The organism is Massilia sp. FBCC-B171 (assembly GCF_059134155.1).
This window is the reverse complement of the sequence record NZ_CP101443.1, coordinates 436,127-449,957: the sequence shown is the minus strand read 5'-3', so window position 1 is coordinate 449,957 and position 13,831 is coordinate 436,127. Positions and strand designations below refer to the sequence as shown.

At 64.9% G+C, this 13,831-nt stretch carries 12 protein-coding genes and 1 pseudogene; 8 read left to right on the top strand and 5 right to left on the bottom strand.

All coding sequences use genetic code 11. The annotated features are described in order from the left end of the window. The first annotated feature begins 3 nt into the window (after positions 1–3). The 7 genes and pseudogenes from folK (at position 4) to NMB41_RS02060 (ending at position 5,208) form a co-directional block, all read left to right on the top strand. Positions 4–477 (top strand): 2-amino-4-hydroxy-6-hydroxymethyldihydropteridine diphosphokinase, encoded by a 474-nt coding sequence (gene folK, locus NMB41_RS02090; RefSeq protein WP_494380836.1) that lies wholly within the window; start codon positions 4–6, stop codon positions 475–477. Between the two features lie 4 nt (positions 478–481). Then, a pseudogene (locus tag NMB41_RS02085) lies at positions 482–845 on the top strand (DMT family protein). Positions 846–921: 76 nt separating this feature from the next. Further along, positions 922–1,779, top strand: a complete 858-nt coding sequence (gene panB, locus NMB41_RS02080; RefSeq protein ID WP_494380835.1) for a 3-methyl-2-oxobutanoate hydroxymethyltransferase — start codon at positions 922–924, stop codon at positions 1,777–1,779. A gap of 3 nt (positions 1,780–1,782) precedes the next feature. Next, on the top strand, positions 1,783–2,298 hold the full coding sequence (gene thpR / locus NMB41_RS02075; protein ID WP_494380834.1) for an RNA 2',3'-cyclic phosphodiesterase: 516 nt from the start codon (positions 1,783–1,785) through the stop codon (positions 2,296–2,298). 37 nt (positions 2,299–2,335) lie between these two features. Continuing rightward, positions 2,336–3,037 carry a response regulator transcription factor gene (locus NMB41_RS02070; protein ID WP_494380833.1) on the top strand — a complete coding sequence of 234 codons (702 nt, stop codon included), beginning with the start codon at positions 2,336–2,338 and terminating at the stop codon, positions 3,035–3,037. Beyond that, complete coding sequence (locus tag NMB41_RS02065) at positions 3,030–4,253, top strand: sensor histidine kinase (protein ID WP_494380832.1); 1,224 nt, start codon at positions 3,030–3,032, stop codon at positions 4,251–4,253. The genes NMB41_RS02070 and NMB41_RS02065 overlap by 8 nt, the downstream gene beginning before the upstream one ends. 79 nt (positions 4,254–4,332) lie before the next feature. Then, complete coding sequence (locus tag NMB41_RS02060) at positions 4,333–5,208, top strand: extracellular catalytic domain type 1 short-chain-length polyhydroxyalkanoate depolymerase (RefSeq protein WP_494380831.1); 876 nt, start codon at positions 4,333–4,335, stop codon at positions 5,206–5,208. Positions 5,209–5,217: 9 nt separating this feature from the next. Here the strand turns inward: NMB41_RS02060 and NMB41_RS02055 are convergent, their stop codons facing one another. Both NMB41_RS02055 and NMB41_RS02050 read right to left on the bottom strand, forming a co-directional pair. Next, on the bottom strand, positions 5,218–6,555 hold the full coding sequence (locus tag NMB41_RS02055) for a glutamine synthetase family protein (protein ID WP_494380830.1): 1,338 nt from the start codon (positions 6,553–6,555) through the stop codon (positions 5,218–5,220). Positions 6,556–6,824: 269 nt separating this feature from the next. Continuing rightward, complete coding sequence (locus tag NMB41_RS02050) at positions 6,825–8,312, bottom strand: aldehyde dehydrogenase (protein WP_494380829.1); 1,488 nt, start codon at positions 8,310–8,312, stop codon at positions 6,825–6,827. A 130-nt stretch (positions 8,313–8,442) separates the two neighbouring features. Between NMB41_RS02050 and NMB41_RS02045 the strand changes: the two genes are divergently transcribed. After that, positions 8,443–9,903: a high affinity choline transporter 1 gene (locus tag NMB41_RS02045; RefSeq protein ID WP_494380828.1), complete on the top strand. Its 1,461-nt coding sequence runs from the start codon at positions 8,443–8,445 to the stop codon at positions 9,901–9,903. Between the two features lie 71 nt (positions 9,904–9,974). Here the strand turns inward: NMB41_RS02045 and NMB41_RS02040 are convergent, their stop codons facing one another. The 3 genes from NMB41_RS02040 to NMB41_RS02030 form a co-directional block, all read right to left on the bottom strand. After that, a complete protein-coding gene (locus tag NMB41_RS02040; RefSeq protein ID WP_494382919.1) occupies positions 9,975–11,387 on the bottom strand; it encodes an aspartate aminotransferase family protein in 1,413 nt (470 codons plus the stop codon). A 64-nt stretch (positions 11,388–11,451) separates the two neighbouring features. Further along, positions 11,452–12,822, bottom strand: coding sequence for a glutamine synthetase family protein (locus NMB41_RS02035; protein ID WP_494382918.1), 1,371 nt, complete (start codon positions 12,820–12,822; stop codon positions 11,452–11,454). 128 nt (positions 12,823–12,950) lie between these two features. Continuing rightward, a complete protein-coding gene (locus tag NMB41_RS02030; RefSeq protein ID WP_494380827.1) occupies positions 12,951–13,709 on the bottom strand; it encodes a gamma-glutamyl-gamma-aminobutyrate hydrolase family protein in 759 nt (252 codons plus the stop codon). Positions 13,710–13,831: the final 122 nt, after the last annotated feature.

Genomic DNA, 13,831 nt, shown 5'->3' with positions numbered 1-13,831 from the left:
CGCATGATCGCTTTCGTCGGCATCGGCGCCAACCTGGGTGATGCGCGCGCCAACGTGGCCGACGCCGTGGCGCGCCTCGAGACCCAGCCCGGCTGCCGCCTGGTGGCCGCCTCCAGCCTGTGGCTCACGGCGCCGATCGACTCCTCCGGTGACGACTACATCAATGCCGTCGCCCTGGTCGACACCGCCCTCGATGCGCACGCACTGCTCGCTGTCCTGCAGGCGATCGAGACGGCCCACGGCCGCGAACGGCCCTACCATAACGCCCCCCGCACGCTCGACCTCGATTTGCTCTTGTACGGCAACGCGGTCATCGACACGCCGGACTTGACGGTGCCGCACCCGCGCATGCACGAGCGCGCCTTCGTGCTGGCGCCGCTGCTGGAAGTCATGCCCGACATCGCCATCCCCGGCCGCGGACGCGCCGCCGACTACCTGGCCAATGTGGCCGATCAAGCCATCCACCGCCTCGGCTAGCACAATGCAGATTCCTGTTTTCTTCCAGACCGCGGGCCTGCTCGTGCTGTCGAACATCTTCATGACCTTCGCCTGGTACGGTCACCTGAAAAGCCTGAACAACCGCGCGTGGTACATCGCCGCCCTGATCAGCTGGGGCATCGCCCTGTTCGAATACCTGCTGCAGGGCCGCGCCGCATGGCGCGGCGCTGAACCGGATCGGCGCCACCCAGTACAGCCTGGCCCAGTTGAAAATCATGCAGGAAGCGATCACCCTGAGCGTGTTCGTGCCCTTCGCCATGTTCTACATGGACCAGCCCTTCAAGCTCGATTACATCTGGGCCGCGCTGTGCCTGGTCGGCGCCGTGTATTTCATCTTCCGCAGCTGATCAAAGACATGTCGGCAAGATTTCCGGCGTCGCATTACACTACGCCGTCGAACTATTTGTTTTCAAAAGGACCACTATGAGCGCTTATTTGCAGGGCAAGGAAATGACGGGCGGCGACGCACCTGCGCCGGTAAAAACCACGCCCAAGGCCGTCACGATTCCGGCGCTGCAGGCAATGCGTGCGGCCGGCACCAAGATTGCCATGCTGACCTGCTACGACGCCAGCTTCGCCTCGCTGATGGACCGCGCCGGCGTCGACATCCTGCTGGTGGGCGACTCGCTCGGCATGGTCTGCGCCGGCCATTCGTCGACGCTGCCGGTCACGCTCGCCGACATGGCCTACCACACCGCCTCTGTCGCGCGCGGCAACAAGAACGCGCTGCTGGTGGCCGACGTTCCCTTCGGCGCCTACGCCACCAAGGAAATCGCGTTTGAAAGCGCCGCGGCGTTGATGCGCGCCGGCGCCCAGATGGTCAAGATCGAAGGCGGCGCCTGGCTGGCCGAAACCGTTTCCTTCCTCGTCGAGCGCGGCATTCCGGTCTGCGCCCACATCGGCCTGACCCCGCAATTCGTGCACCAGCTGGGCGGCTTCAAGGTGCAAGGTAAAACCGATGCAGGCGCCGAGCGCCTGAAGAACGACGCCCTGGCCCTGCAGGCGGCGGGTGCGGCGATCGTGCTGCTGGAAGCGGTGCCGGCGGCGCTGGGCAAGGAAACGACCGAGCTGCTGCAAGTGCCGACCATCGGCATCGGCGCCGGCCCCGACTGCTCGGGCCAGGTGCTGGTGATGCACGACATGCTGGGCGTCTTCCCAGGCCATAAAGCGAAATTCGTGAAGAACTTCATGGAAGGGCAAACCAGCATCGAAGCGGCCGTGCGCGCCTATGTCGGCGGCGTCAAGGACGGCAGCTTCCCCGCGCAGGAACACTGCTTCTAAAAAATGGAAAGCGCCGCGAACACCCGCTTGTTCCTGGCGCTGTGGCCGGATCCCGCGATCCGGCATGCCTTGCGCGAGCGGCGTGACGCCTGGGACTGGCCGCGCGGCGCCAGTCCGGTGCACGCCGACAAACTGCATGTGACCCTGCATTTCTTGGGCGAGATACCGAGCGAACGGGTGCCGGAACTGCGGCGCGGGTTTGCCGTGCCGTTCACGCCGTTTACCTTATCCATCGGGGTGCCCAAGCTGTGGCCGCACGGGATTGCCGTGCTCGAGCCACACGACGAGCCGCCCGGATTGCTGGAACTGCATGCGAACCTGTCCGCTGCCCTGGTCGCGCTCGGCCTGCAGCCGGAAGCACGCAAGTTCCGTCCGCATGTGACGCTGGCGCGGCGTGCGAACAACGCCCTCGTGCCGCCGGAAGCGCCCGAGCTGGTGTGGGACATCGCTGGCTACGCCCTCGTCGAATCGCGCCCGGGCAATGGCGGCGGTTATACGGTACTCCAGGAATACAGCTGATGCGTGCTGCGCCCCGTCCGCGCAAGGCAAACGCGTCGTGAACCGCGGCGCCCTGACCGTACTGGTGGTGGAAGACCACCCCACGATCGCACGCCAGGTCGTCGGCTTCCTGGACGGACTGGGATGGCAGACCGACCACGCCGCCACCGGCGCGCTCGCCATCGCGCTGGCCACGGACAACACCTACGATGTGGTACTGCTCGATTTGAATCTTCCCGACCTCGACGGGCTGGAAGTCTGCCGTGTCATCAAGGCGCAGGCGCCGCGCAACGTACCGGTGCTGATGCTCACCGCGCGCGACGCCTTCGAGGACAAGGCCAGCGGCTTCCATTGCGGGGCCGACGATTACCTGACCAAACCTTTCGACCTGCGCGAGCTTGCCCTGCGCTGCGAAGCCCTGGCACGGCGCGGGCAACTGCACGTCAGCCAGGAAATGTGCGTCGGCCCGCTGACGCTCCTGCCCCGCGAGAAGCGCGCCCTGTACGCGGCGGCGCCGGTCCCGCTGACCCAGGCCGGTTTCACTATCCTGCTCGCGCTGTGCACGGCCTACCCGCGGGCCGTCTCCCGTTCGGCGCTGATGCACACGCTGTGGGGCGCCGATCCGCCGGACAGCGATGCCTTGAAATCGCACATATATGCGCTGCGCAAGCAGCTGGAACGGGTAGGCGGCCTGAACCTGATCGTGACGATTCCCCAGCTCGGCTACCGGCTCGACCTGGCAGCGGCAGACCATGTTTAGATCGATCCGGCACGGCCTGTTCGCGGCGCTGGCCGGCTTTACCGTGCTCATCTGCGTCTGCTACACCGGGCTGGCGCTCGTCATTTCGTATGTGACCGAAGACATGCTGGTCGAGCGGCTGCTGGAACGCGAGGCCGCTGCCATGACGGCGCATTTTCGCCGGCACGGCGAAGTCAAGGCGTCCGGCAACGACCTGATCGTTATCTCCCGCAATCCCGATGCGCTGCCGCCGGTCGTGCGCAAGCATGTCGCCGCCGGCGAGCGGCGTGCTGAAATATTCACCGACACAGGTCAGCACTATCACCTGCGCACGCTCGACCTCCAGGCCGGCTCCGCGCCGCGGCGTGTCTACCTGCTGGCCGACGTCGGCCCGCTGCTGGTCGTATCGAAAATCGTCCAGGACGTCGGCGGCGTGCTGATCTTTTTTGCGCTGGGCCTGATCGGCCTGGCCCTGCTGCTGGCCTGGCTGCTGTCGCGCCGGCTGGTGTCGCCGCTCCAGGTACTTGCCGACGAAGTGCGCAGCCTGAAGCCCGGCGGTGCCACCCGCTTCAGTGCCGGCGCGCGCCGCGACGAGATCGGCTACCTGGCCGACAAGCTGGGCGCCACGATCGGGGAACTGCAGGCGGCGCTGCAACGCGAACACGCATTCACGCGCGACGTCAGCCATGAATTGCGCACGCCGCTCACGGTCATGCACAACACACTTGGCCAGGCCGCCGCCCGGCCCCTGCAGCGGCAGGACGTGGACCAGTTGCAGGCAGGCCTGAAGGAAATCGGCGCCACCATCGACGTCCTGTTCGCACTGGCGCGCGCCGAGCACATCGGCAACGAGGTGTTCGACCTGCGTGGCTGTATCGAGGACATCCTGCTGCGCCTGCTGGCCGGCGGCGGGTGGGACGAGGACCGGCTGGCGCTCGACCTGCCTGAACGGCTGGAAGTGAGGGGCAACCCGCATTTGAGCCGGCTGCTCGTGAATAATTGCCTGGGGAATGCCCTGTTCCATGGCGGGCAGGAGGCCAGGCTGGCGCTGTCGTTTGCGGACGGGGTGCTCGGCATCGCCAACACGATCGATCCAGGCCGCAGCGCGACGATGCATGGTTTCCTGCACGGGCAAAACCTTCTGCGCCGTATTGCCGCGGCGATGGGGTGGGAACTGCGCTTCGAAGCAGGCGCGAACGCTTACCGGGTCGATATCGTTCCGCTGCGTCCCGAATGAAAAACGCGCGGGATTTCACCGCGCTTTCACCTCTGCTTTCCTATCCTGCGTGCTCCTCCACTTTATTCGAGCACGCACCATGAAACTCCTGATCGGCTTCCTCCTCTTCGCATGCGCCAGCCTGCCGGCGCTCGCGCAAGTCAAATCCCTCGTCCACAAGGAGGAAAAGCGCCGCTACCTCGTCTACACCCCGGCCTCCTACGCCAGCGGCGCGCAGAAGGCGCTGCCGGTCGTGTTCAACTTCCACGGCGGCGGCATGAGCATGGCCGAGCAGATGCTGTATACACAAATGAACCGTGCCGCCGACCGCCACGGCTTCATCGTGGTCTATCCGGCCGGCATCAAGCAGGACTGGAATGTGGGTTTCGGCATGTCCTACCTCGAAGGCAGCGACGACATCGGCTTTACCGAAGCAGTGCTCGCCAAACTCAAGCAGGATTACCGGGTCGACAGCGGGCGCGTGTATGCCACCGGCCTGTCGCGCGGCGGCTTCTTTGCGCTGCGCATCGCGGCAGAGCTGCCGCACCTGTTCGCGGCCGTCGCCTCGGTCGGCGCGCCGATGCCCGAGCCGGTGATTGCGCACCATGCGAAACCCGGCAAGGCCGGCGTGCTGCTGGTGCATGGCACGGCCGACCAGGTCGTGGCGTATGGAGGCAAGCCCGCCAGCTACCTGTCGGCGCAGGACAGCTATGACTATTGGGTCAAGCACAACGACCTGCGCAACGCCGTGACCAGCCGGCGCGCCTTCGACCGCGACACTGGGGACGGCACCGACGTCACCTGGGTCGAGCAGGGCAATGGCAAGCAAAGCGTGGCGCTGGCCACGGTCCGCGAGGGTGGCCATACCTGGCCGGGCGCCGACCCGTTCAATGTCGGCCTCCCCATTGGAAAGACCACGCGCGATATCGATGCGAACGAACTCATCTGGGAGTTCTTCAGCAAGCACAGCCGTTAGGAGGGCGGACTACACCAGCAGCATCAGGTGTTCGCGCTCCCATGAACTGATGACCCGGCTGAAGGTCGCGAACTCGAGTTCCTTCACTTCGCAGAAGGCCTGCACGAACAAGTCGCCCAGCATGTTCGACAGGGCCGGGCACTGGCGCATGCGCAGGATCGCGTCTTCCAGGTTGCGCGGCAGGTCGTCATGGATGTGTTCGGCGCTGTCCCCGGTCGGGGCGGACGGTTCGATCCCGTCGACCATGCCGAGGTAGCCGCAGCTGAGCGCCGCCGCCATGGCCAGGTAGGGATTCACGTCGACGCCCGGCACCCGGTTTTCGACGCGCCGGTTGTCAGGTGACGAGTTCGGTACCCGGATGCCGCAGGTGCGGTTGTCATAGCCCCAGCGCACATTGGTCGGCGCCGACTGGAAACGCGACAGGCGCCGGTAGGAATTCACATGCGGCGCGAACATGAGCAGGGCCGACGGCACGTAGCGCTCGAGTCCCCCAATAAAGTGAAAGAACAGCGGGCTTGGTCCGCCATCGGGCATCGTAAAAACGTTGTGCCCGCTGACCGTGTCGACCTCGCTCTGGTGCACGTGCATTGCGCTGCCGGGCTCGGTTTCCATGGGCTTGGCCATGAAGGTGGCGAAGATGCCGTGGCGTAGCGCCGTCTCGCGCACCGCGCGCTTGAACAGGAACACGCGGTCGGCCATCTCGAGCGCGTCGCCATGGGCGAAATTGATTTCCATCTGGCCGGCGCCGGCTTCGTGGATCAGGGTTTCCACGCCCAGCGCATGGGCTTTGCAGAAGGCCGACAGTTCCAGGAAGAAGGGATCGAAATCGTTGACGGCATCGATCGAGTAGGACTGGCGTCCCAGTTCGGTCATGCCGGTGCGGCCCATCGGCGGGTTCAGAGGCACATTCGGATCGGTGTTGCGCGCGACCAGGTAAAACTCCATTTCCGGCGCCACCACCGGCTTCCAGCCGCGCTGCGCGTACAGGTCGAGCACGCGCCGCAGCACCGAGCGAGGAGCCAGCTCGACCGGGGACCCGTCGAAATTGCGGCAGTCGTGGATCACCAGCGCCACCGCTTCGGAGGCCCAGGGCACGACGCGCATCGTGGCTGCGTCGGGTACGCAGACCATGTCGGGATCGGTCGCGCCCACATACGGCAGATTGTCCGGCTGCTCGCCGTTGACGGTGTTGAGCAGCACGCTTTTCGGCAGGCGCATGTGCTCGCCGTTCAGGAATAAATCCTTGGGCAGGATCTTGCCGCGTGCGATGCCCGTCATGTCGGCGATGACGCACTCGACTTCGTGGATGTTGTGCTCGCGCAGAAACTCGCGCATCGCGTCGTTCATCTCAGGCCCCGGCGTTTTCCGGACCGGTCAATGTAGCATGGCGGCCGCTCCTGCGCGACGTGTGCAGCAGGATGTAGCGTGGACGGCTCCACCCGGCAATATGAACAGACGCGGCTTCTGCGCCGCCCACGCGTTCAACGCACGCGTGAGACGACGCGAGGTTTCTGGAGCTGGTTGAACGCGTGGGCGGCGCCAGCGTCAACAATGACCGATTTCCGGGGTAGAGCCGCCCACCCTACAGGTACGCTTGTCGAGGCCGCGAATGCCTTCTACTTGACCTGAATCCAGGTCGTTTTTAGCTCCGTGTACTTGTCGAAGGCGTGCAGCGACTTGTCCCTTCCATTACCCGACTGTTTATAGCCGCCGAAGGGCACCGTGATGTCGTCGTTGTCGTAGGTGTTCACGTGCACGGTGCCAGCCCGCAGCGCGCGCGAGGTGCGGATCGCCTTGCTCAAGTCCGCCGTCCACAGCCCCGCCGCCAGGCCGTAGGGGGTGGCATTGGCCTGGCGCACCGCCTCGTCGAGGTCGGTGAACGAGAGCACCGAGAGCACCGGCCCGAAGATTTCCTCGCGCGCGATGCGCATCGATTGCTCGACGCCGTCGAACAGGGTCGGCTCGATGTAGAGGCCGCCGCTGTCGACCCGTGCGGCGCGGCCGCCGGCCAGCAGGCGCGCGCCGTCGGCACTGCCCGCCTCGATATAGCCGAGCACGGTTTTCATCTGGATCGGGTCGACGATCGCGCCCATCACCGTGGCCTCGTCGAGCGGATCGCCCGGCGCGAAATCCGGGATCATTTTTAACGCTTTGTCGAGGAAGGCCTCCTTGATCGACGCTTCCACGAACAGGCGCGACGGGGCGTTGCAGCTCTCTCCCTGATTGAAATAGATGGAGCCGATGGCGCTGGCCACCGCCTTGTCGAGGTCCGGGCAATCGGCGCAGACGATGTTCGCCGACTTGCCGCCCAGCTCGGTCCAGGCACGTTTCAAATTCGACTGGCCCGCCATTTGCAGGATCTGCTTGCCGGTACGGGTGGACCCCGTAAACGCGATGCAGTCGACGTCCATGTGCAGGCCGAGCGCGCGGCCGGCTTCGTCGCCAAAGCCGGGCACGACATTGAAGACGCCGGGCGGCACACCCGCCTCCAGCGCCAGTTCGGCCAGGCGCAGCGCGGAAAGCGGCGATTTTTCGGAAGGTTTTAACACCAGGCTGTTGCCGGCGGCCAGGGCCGGACCGATCTTCCAGGACGCCATCAGCATCGGATAGTTCCAGGGAACGATGGCCGCCACCACGCCGACCGGCTCGCGCGTGACCAGGGCCAGGCTCGATTCGGCCGTGGGCGCGATTTGGTCGTAGAGCTTGTCGATTGCCTCGCCATACCAGCGGATGCAGTTCTGCGCGGCCGGGACGTCGACGCTGCGGCTGTAGCGGATGGGTTTACCCATGTCGAGGGTTTCGAGCAGCGCCAGTTCGTCGCGCTTGGCCAGCATCAGGTCGGCGAAGCGGATCAGGATTTTCTTGCGTTCGGCCGGGGCCTTGCCGGCCCAGCGCCGGTCGTCAAAGGCGGCGCGGGCGCTCGCTACCGCCGCGTCGACGTCAGCGCCATCGCAACGGGCGACCTCGGCCAGCTTGCGGCCGTCGACCGGGGACAGGCAGTCGAAACGCGCGCCCGAGCGGGCGTCGACACGCTTGCCGTCGATGAAAGCGCGGCCGTCGATGGTGAGTTCGGCGGCACGTTCGTGCCATGATGTTGTTCGCATGCCAGTGTTCCTTCTAAAGTGAATAAAACACGAGGAAAAACGGGGGTGACCTGAGCCGGTAGCGGAGTTCTGCCGCTATAATCGCCGATTTTCCGCCAGATAATTTTCCCGCCCCGGAGCCGTTACCACCATGAACTACACACTGATTACCTGTGTCGCGATCTATTTGCTGGGCACGCTGGCGCTGGGGGTTTGGGCGGGTACGCGCATCAAGAATACCAGCGACTTCGCCGTAGCCGGGCGCAGCCTGCCGCTGATCATGGTGATTACCACGACCTTTGCCACCTGGTTCGGCGCCGAGACCGTGATGGGGGTGCCGGCGAAGTTCGTGCAGGGCGGCCTGAACGCCGTCATCGAGGACCCGTTCGGCGCCGGCACCTGCCTGATCCTGGTCGGCCTGTTCTTCGCGACCAAGCTGTATAAACTCAACCTTCTCACCATCGGCGACTACTACCGCCAGCGCTACGGCAAGGGCATCGAGATTTTCTGCTCGGTCGCCATCATCCTCAGCTATCTTGGCTGGGTCGCGGCCCAGATCACGGCGCTCGGCCTGGTGTTCTCGGTGCTGACGAATGGCGCGATGGCGCCCGCCGTCGGCATGGTGATCGGCACCCTCGCCGTGCTGATCTATGTGGTGGTGGGCGGCTTCCTGGCCGTGGCGCTGACCGACTTCATCCAGATGATCGTGCTGGTGATCGGCATGTCGATCATTGCCTTCTTCGCCGCCGATCTCGCCGGCGGCGCCGACCGCGTCTTCGACATGGCGCAGAGCGCCGACCTGTGGCGCATCTGGCCGGAGCCGACCTTCACCGACATCGTCTTCTTCTTCGCCGCGGCCATCACGATGATGTTCGGCAGCATCCCGCAGCAGGACGTGTTCCAGCGCGTGATGTCGGCGAAAGACGCCCCCACCGCGCGCACCGGCGCCGTGATCGGCGGCGCCAGCTACATCGTCTTCGGCTTCGTGCCGATGTTCATCGTCGCCGCCGCCGTCGTCGTCATGGGCGACAACGCCCTCGACATTGCCAAGAACGACTACCAGCGCCTGCTGCCGACGTTTGTGATGACCAAGATGCCCTTGATCATGCAGATCCTGTTCTTCGGCGCCCTGCTCTCGGCCATTAAAAGCACCTCGTCGGCGACCCTGCTGGCGCCATCAACCAGTTTTACGGAAAACATCCTGAAAAACCTGCGCCCGGGCCTCTCCGACAAGCAGCAATTGTTCGCCATGCGCGTGACCATCGTCGTCTTCGCCGCCCTGGTGCTGGCCTATGCGATCGCCATGGAAGGCACCTCGATCTACGAACTGGTGTCCTCGGCCTACCAGGTAACCCTGGTGGCGGCGTTTGTCCCGCTGGTGATGGGCCTGTACTGGGGCCGTGCGACGACCCAGGGCGCGATCCTGTCGATCGGCGCCGGCATGTTCGTGTGGATTTTGTTCTTCCCGCAGGTTTCGTCGCTGGGCGAGCAGTTCCCGGGGCAGCTGGCAGGCTTGCTGGCGGCGTTCGCGGGCATGTTCATCGGCTCGCTGGCGCCGCAGGTGCTCAAGAATCGTACCGAGCCGTCGAAGACGATTCAGGTGGGTGCGTAACGAAGGGACGTAGTTGAACGCGTGGGCGGGGGACCCGCCCACCCTACGTCCCTGCGCTTGAAGCTAACGAATCAGATCCAGCCGCGCGACCGCACATCGGCCAGCGTCAGGTCCAGGCAATCCCAGATCTTCCCCGCCATCTCGTCGATCTCGGCCTTCGTCATCACCAGCGGCGGCGCCACGATCATGCGCTCGCCCACGGCGCGCATGATGACGCCGTTGTCGAACATATGGCCGCGGCACACCATGCCCACGCCCAGCGCGGGGTCGAAACGGTCGCATTCATGCACCGTGGCGCCCTTCGCGCGCACCAGGTTCAGCCCCGCCACCATGCCGCAGCTCTCGGCGTGGCCTACCAGCGGGTGCGTTGCCAGGTGATTGAAAGCCGCTTTCAGATGCGGCCCGGTTTCCAGCGCCACCTTTTCCACCAGCCGCTCGCCTTTCAGGATGCGCAGGTTTTCCAGCGCCGCGGCGCAGGCGACCGGATGGCCTGAATACGTGAAACCGTGGTTGAAGTCGCCGCCCTGTTCCACCAGCGCGTGCGCCACCCGCTTGCCCACCAGCACACCGCCGAGCGGCACATAGCCCGAGGTGACGCCCTTGGCAAAGCTGATCAGGTCGGGACGCATGCCCATCAGTTCCGAGCCGAACCAGGTGCCGAGGCGCCCGAAGCCGCAGATGACTTCGTCGGCCACCAGCAGGATGCCGTACTTGTCGCAGATGCGCTGCACTTCCGGCCAGTAGGTGGCCGGCGGAATGATGACGCCGCCCGCGCCCTGCACCGGTTCGCCGATGAAGGCGGCGACCTTGTCCGCACCCAGCGCCAGGATTTCTTCCTCGAGCCAGGCCGCCGCCACCAGGCCGAAGGCGTTTTCGCTCATGCCCTGGCCGTGCTCGGCGTAATTCGGCTGGCCGATGTGGCGGATGCCGGGAAGCATGGGTCCGCCCTGGGCGTGCATGCCGGCCATGCCGCCCAGCGACGCGCCCGCCACGGTGCTGCCGTGGTAGGCGTTCTTGCGGCTGATGATGACCTGGCGATCGCTCTGGCCGAGGATGTCCCAGTAGCGCCGCACCATGCGCACGATGGTGTCGTTCGCTTCCGAGCCGGAACCGGTGAAGAACACGTGGCTGAACTGCGGCGGCGCGAGGGCCACCAGTTCGGCTGCGAGCTGCACGGCCGGCACATTGGTGGTGTTGAAGAAGCTGTTATAGAAGGGCAGCGTTTCCATCTGGCGGTAGACCGCCTGCGAGATGGACGTGCGGCCGTAGCCCACGTTCACGCACCACAGCCCCGACATGCCGTCGATCAGCTGCTTGCCGTCGGAATCCCACAAGTGCACGCCCTGCCCGCGCACGATCACGCGTACGCCCTTGTCGCGCAGCGCCGCGTGGTCGGTGAACGGATGCAGGAAATGCGCCGCGTCGAGTTCCTGGATGGCGCGGGTGTCGAACGCTTCCGTGTCCGGCACACGCGCGGTAGTCATGCTGGCGGCAAGCACCGCCGTATCATCGGCTGCCATGATGGCACCTCGTTTTTTAGTTTAAAAATTACACGTGCAGCAGCAAATGTTCGCGTTCCCAGGGACTGATCACGGTCATGAACTCTTGGTGCTCGAGTTCCTTGATCGCGGAATACACATCGATGAAACGGTCGCCCAGCACTTCGCGCAGGCGCGCTTCGTTGCGCAACAGGCTCAGCGCTTCCGGCAAGCCTTGCGGCAGTTCGACCGGCATCTTGTAGGCGCTGCCTTCGACGATCGCGGTCGGCTCGAGCGCGTCGATCATGCCCAGGTAACCGCAGGCCAGGGTCACGGCCAAGGCGAGGTAGGGATTGGCGTCGGCGCCGATGATGCGGTTTTCGATGCGGCGGTCCTGCGCGCCCGAGACCGGCACGCGGAAGCCCACGGTGCGGTTGTCGATGCCCCATTGCAGGTTGATCGGCGCGGCCGTGTGGCGCACGATGCGGCGGTACGAATTGACGTACGGCGCGATGATCGCCATCGCCGACGGCATGTAGCGCTGCAGGCCGCCGATGTACTGGTGGAACAGCTTGGACGCGTTGCCGTCGCTGTCGCTGAAGATATTGCGGCCGGTCTTGGCGTCGACCACGCTCTGGTGCACGTGCATCGCCGAACCCGGCTCGCCCGCCATCGGCTTGGCCATGAAGGTGGCGTACATGTCGTGCTTCAGCGCGGCTTCGCGCAGCGTGCGTTTAAAGTAAAACACCTTGTCGGCCAAGCCGAGCGGGTCGCCGTGCTGGAAATTGATTTCCATCTGGCCGGCGCCGATCTCGTGGATCAGGGTGTCGACGTCGAGGTTCATCAGGTCGCAGTAATCGTAGATGTCCTCGAACAGCGGATCGAATTCGTTGACGGCGTCGATGCTGTAGACCTGGCGGCTGGTTTCGGCGCGCCCGCTGCGGCCGATCGGGGCGGCCAGCGGCAGGTCCGGGTCGATGTTTTTCGCCGTGAGATAAAACTCGAGCTCGGGCGCGACCATCGGCTTCCAGCCTTTTTCCTCGTACAATTTGAGGACCCGGCGCAGCACCGAGCGCGGCGCGAAGTCGACCAGGGTGCCGTCGGCGAAATAACAGTCGTGGATCACCTGCGCGGTCTGGTCGACCGCCCACGGCACCATGGTAATGGTGGTCGGATCGGCCTTCAGGATCATGTCGCGGTCGGTGGCCGAAATGGCGCGGTCGTAGGCGTCGTCGTGGGTCGGGGAGTTGCCGGTGACGGTCATGCCGAGCACGGCTTCCGGCAGGCGCATGCCGCGCTCTTCGGTAAATTTAACCCGGGGCAGGATCTTGCCGCGGGCGACGCCGGTCAGGTCGGGCACCAGGCATTCGATTTCGGTGACGCGCTTGGCATTGAGCCACTCGTCCATGTCGGTGTAAGAAAAATTCTCGCGGATTGCCATCATTGCCTCTCGTCTGTTCGGGATTCGCAGGGCGCAAAGCGGCGCCCTGCACGTGTGCGGGGGAGAGAACGAGGCAAGCTAAGGAACGGCGCGGGCCGTCCATCGCATGGGCGATTTTCGGCTGGCGGTCATGAGCGTTCCAATCGTTTGGCGCGGTAGTCGCGGCAGGCCTGGCCGAAGGCCCCGAACATCTTCATGGAATACGGATTGTGCGTGATGCGCCACTCGGGGTGCCACTGCACCGCCAGCGTGAAGCCGGGGGCGGCGCCGACCGAAAACGCTTCGACCAGGCCATCTTCGGCGGTCGCTTCGGTCACCAGTCCCGGCGCCAGTTCGTTGACGCCTTGCCCGTGCAGGGAATTGACGGGAATTTCGTCGGCGCCGAGGATCCCGTGCAGCATGCCGCCAGGCGTCAGCAAAATCTTGTGGGCATCGCCATATTGCTCATCCATGCCGAGCTCGGGTTTTTCGCGGTGGTCGAACTTGCCTTCCACCAGCTGCACCGCCTGGTGCAGCGAGCCGCCCAGTGCGACGTTCATCTCCTGGAAACCGCGGCAGATCGCGATGATCGGAATACCCCGTCCAACCGCCGCACGGATCAGCGGCAAGGTCGTTTCGTCGCGCGCAGGGTCTTGCGGCAGGGACGGGTCGAGCACCTCTTGCGAGTAATAGCTGGGGTGCACATTCGAGGCAGAACCGGTGAGCATGATCCCGTCGCACAACTGCAGCATGGTTTCCAGGTCCAGATCCTTGCCGAGCGACGGCAAAATCATGGGCGCGCAGTCGGCGCCAAGGACGATGGCGTCGACATACTTGTGCTGGGCCGCGTGATACGGGTGTTCGCCGAAATCACGGGTGCATGCTGGAACGATGACGATGGGGCGCATGGTTTCTACCTTGTCGTGAGCGCACTGAGACCATCATACGAGCAATCTGGTCGGAGCGCGAGTAGCCATTAATCCAAATCAATCGGGACGCCGATAACTTGCAAGCGCCGTGCCGATCTGCT

What these genes read in the sequence shown, in the direction of transcription:
- panB (WP_494380835.1), top strand. Translation starts at nt 922, where the DNA reads ATGAGCGCTTATTTGCAGGGCAAGGAAATGACGGGCGGCGACGCACCT.
- NMB41_RS02035 (WP_494382918.1), bottom strand. Translation starts at nt 12,822, where the DNA reads ATGGCAATCCGCGAGAATTTTTCTTACACCGACATGGACGAGTGGCTC.
- thpR (WP_494380834.1), top strand. Translation starts at nt 1,783, where the DNA reads ATGGAAAGCGCCGCGAACACCCGCTTGTTCCTGGCGCTGTGGCCGGAT.
- NMB41_RS02050 (WP_494380829.1), bottom strand. Translation starts at nt 8,312, where the DNA reads ATGCGAACAACATCATGGCACGAACGTGCCGCCGAACTCACCATCGAC.
- NMB41_RS02045 (WP_494380828.1), top strand. Translation starts at nt 8,443, where the DNA reads ATGAACTACACACTGATTACCTGTGTCGCGATCTATTTGCTGGGCACG.
- NMB41_RS02055 (WP_494380830.1), bottom strand. Translation starts at nt 6,555, where the DNA reads ATGAACGACGCGATGCGCGAGTTTCTGCGCGAGCACAACATCCACGAA.
- folK (WP_494380836.1), top strand. Translation starts at nt 4, where the DNA reads ATGATCGCTTTCGTCGGCATCGGCGCCAACCTGGGTGATGCGCGCGCC.
- NMB41_RS02065 (WP_494380832.1), top strand. Translation starts at nt 3,030, where the DNA reads ATGTTTAGATCGATCCGGCACGGCCTGTTCGCGGCGCTGGCCGGCTTT.
- NMB41_RS02030 (WP_494380827.1), bottom strand. Translation starts at nt 13,709, where the DNA reads ATGCGCCCCATCGTCATCGTTCCAGCATGCACCCGTGATTTCGGCGAA.
- NMB41_RS02040 (WP_494382919.1), bottom strand. Translation starts at nt 11,387, where the DNA reads ATGACTACCGCGCGTGTGCCGGACACGGAAGCGTTCGACACCCGCGCC.
- NMB41_RS02060 (WP_494380831.1), top strand. Translation starts at nt 4,333, where the DNA reads ATGAAACTCCTGATCGGCTTCCTCCTCTTCGCATGCGCCAGCCTGCCG.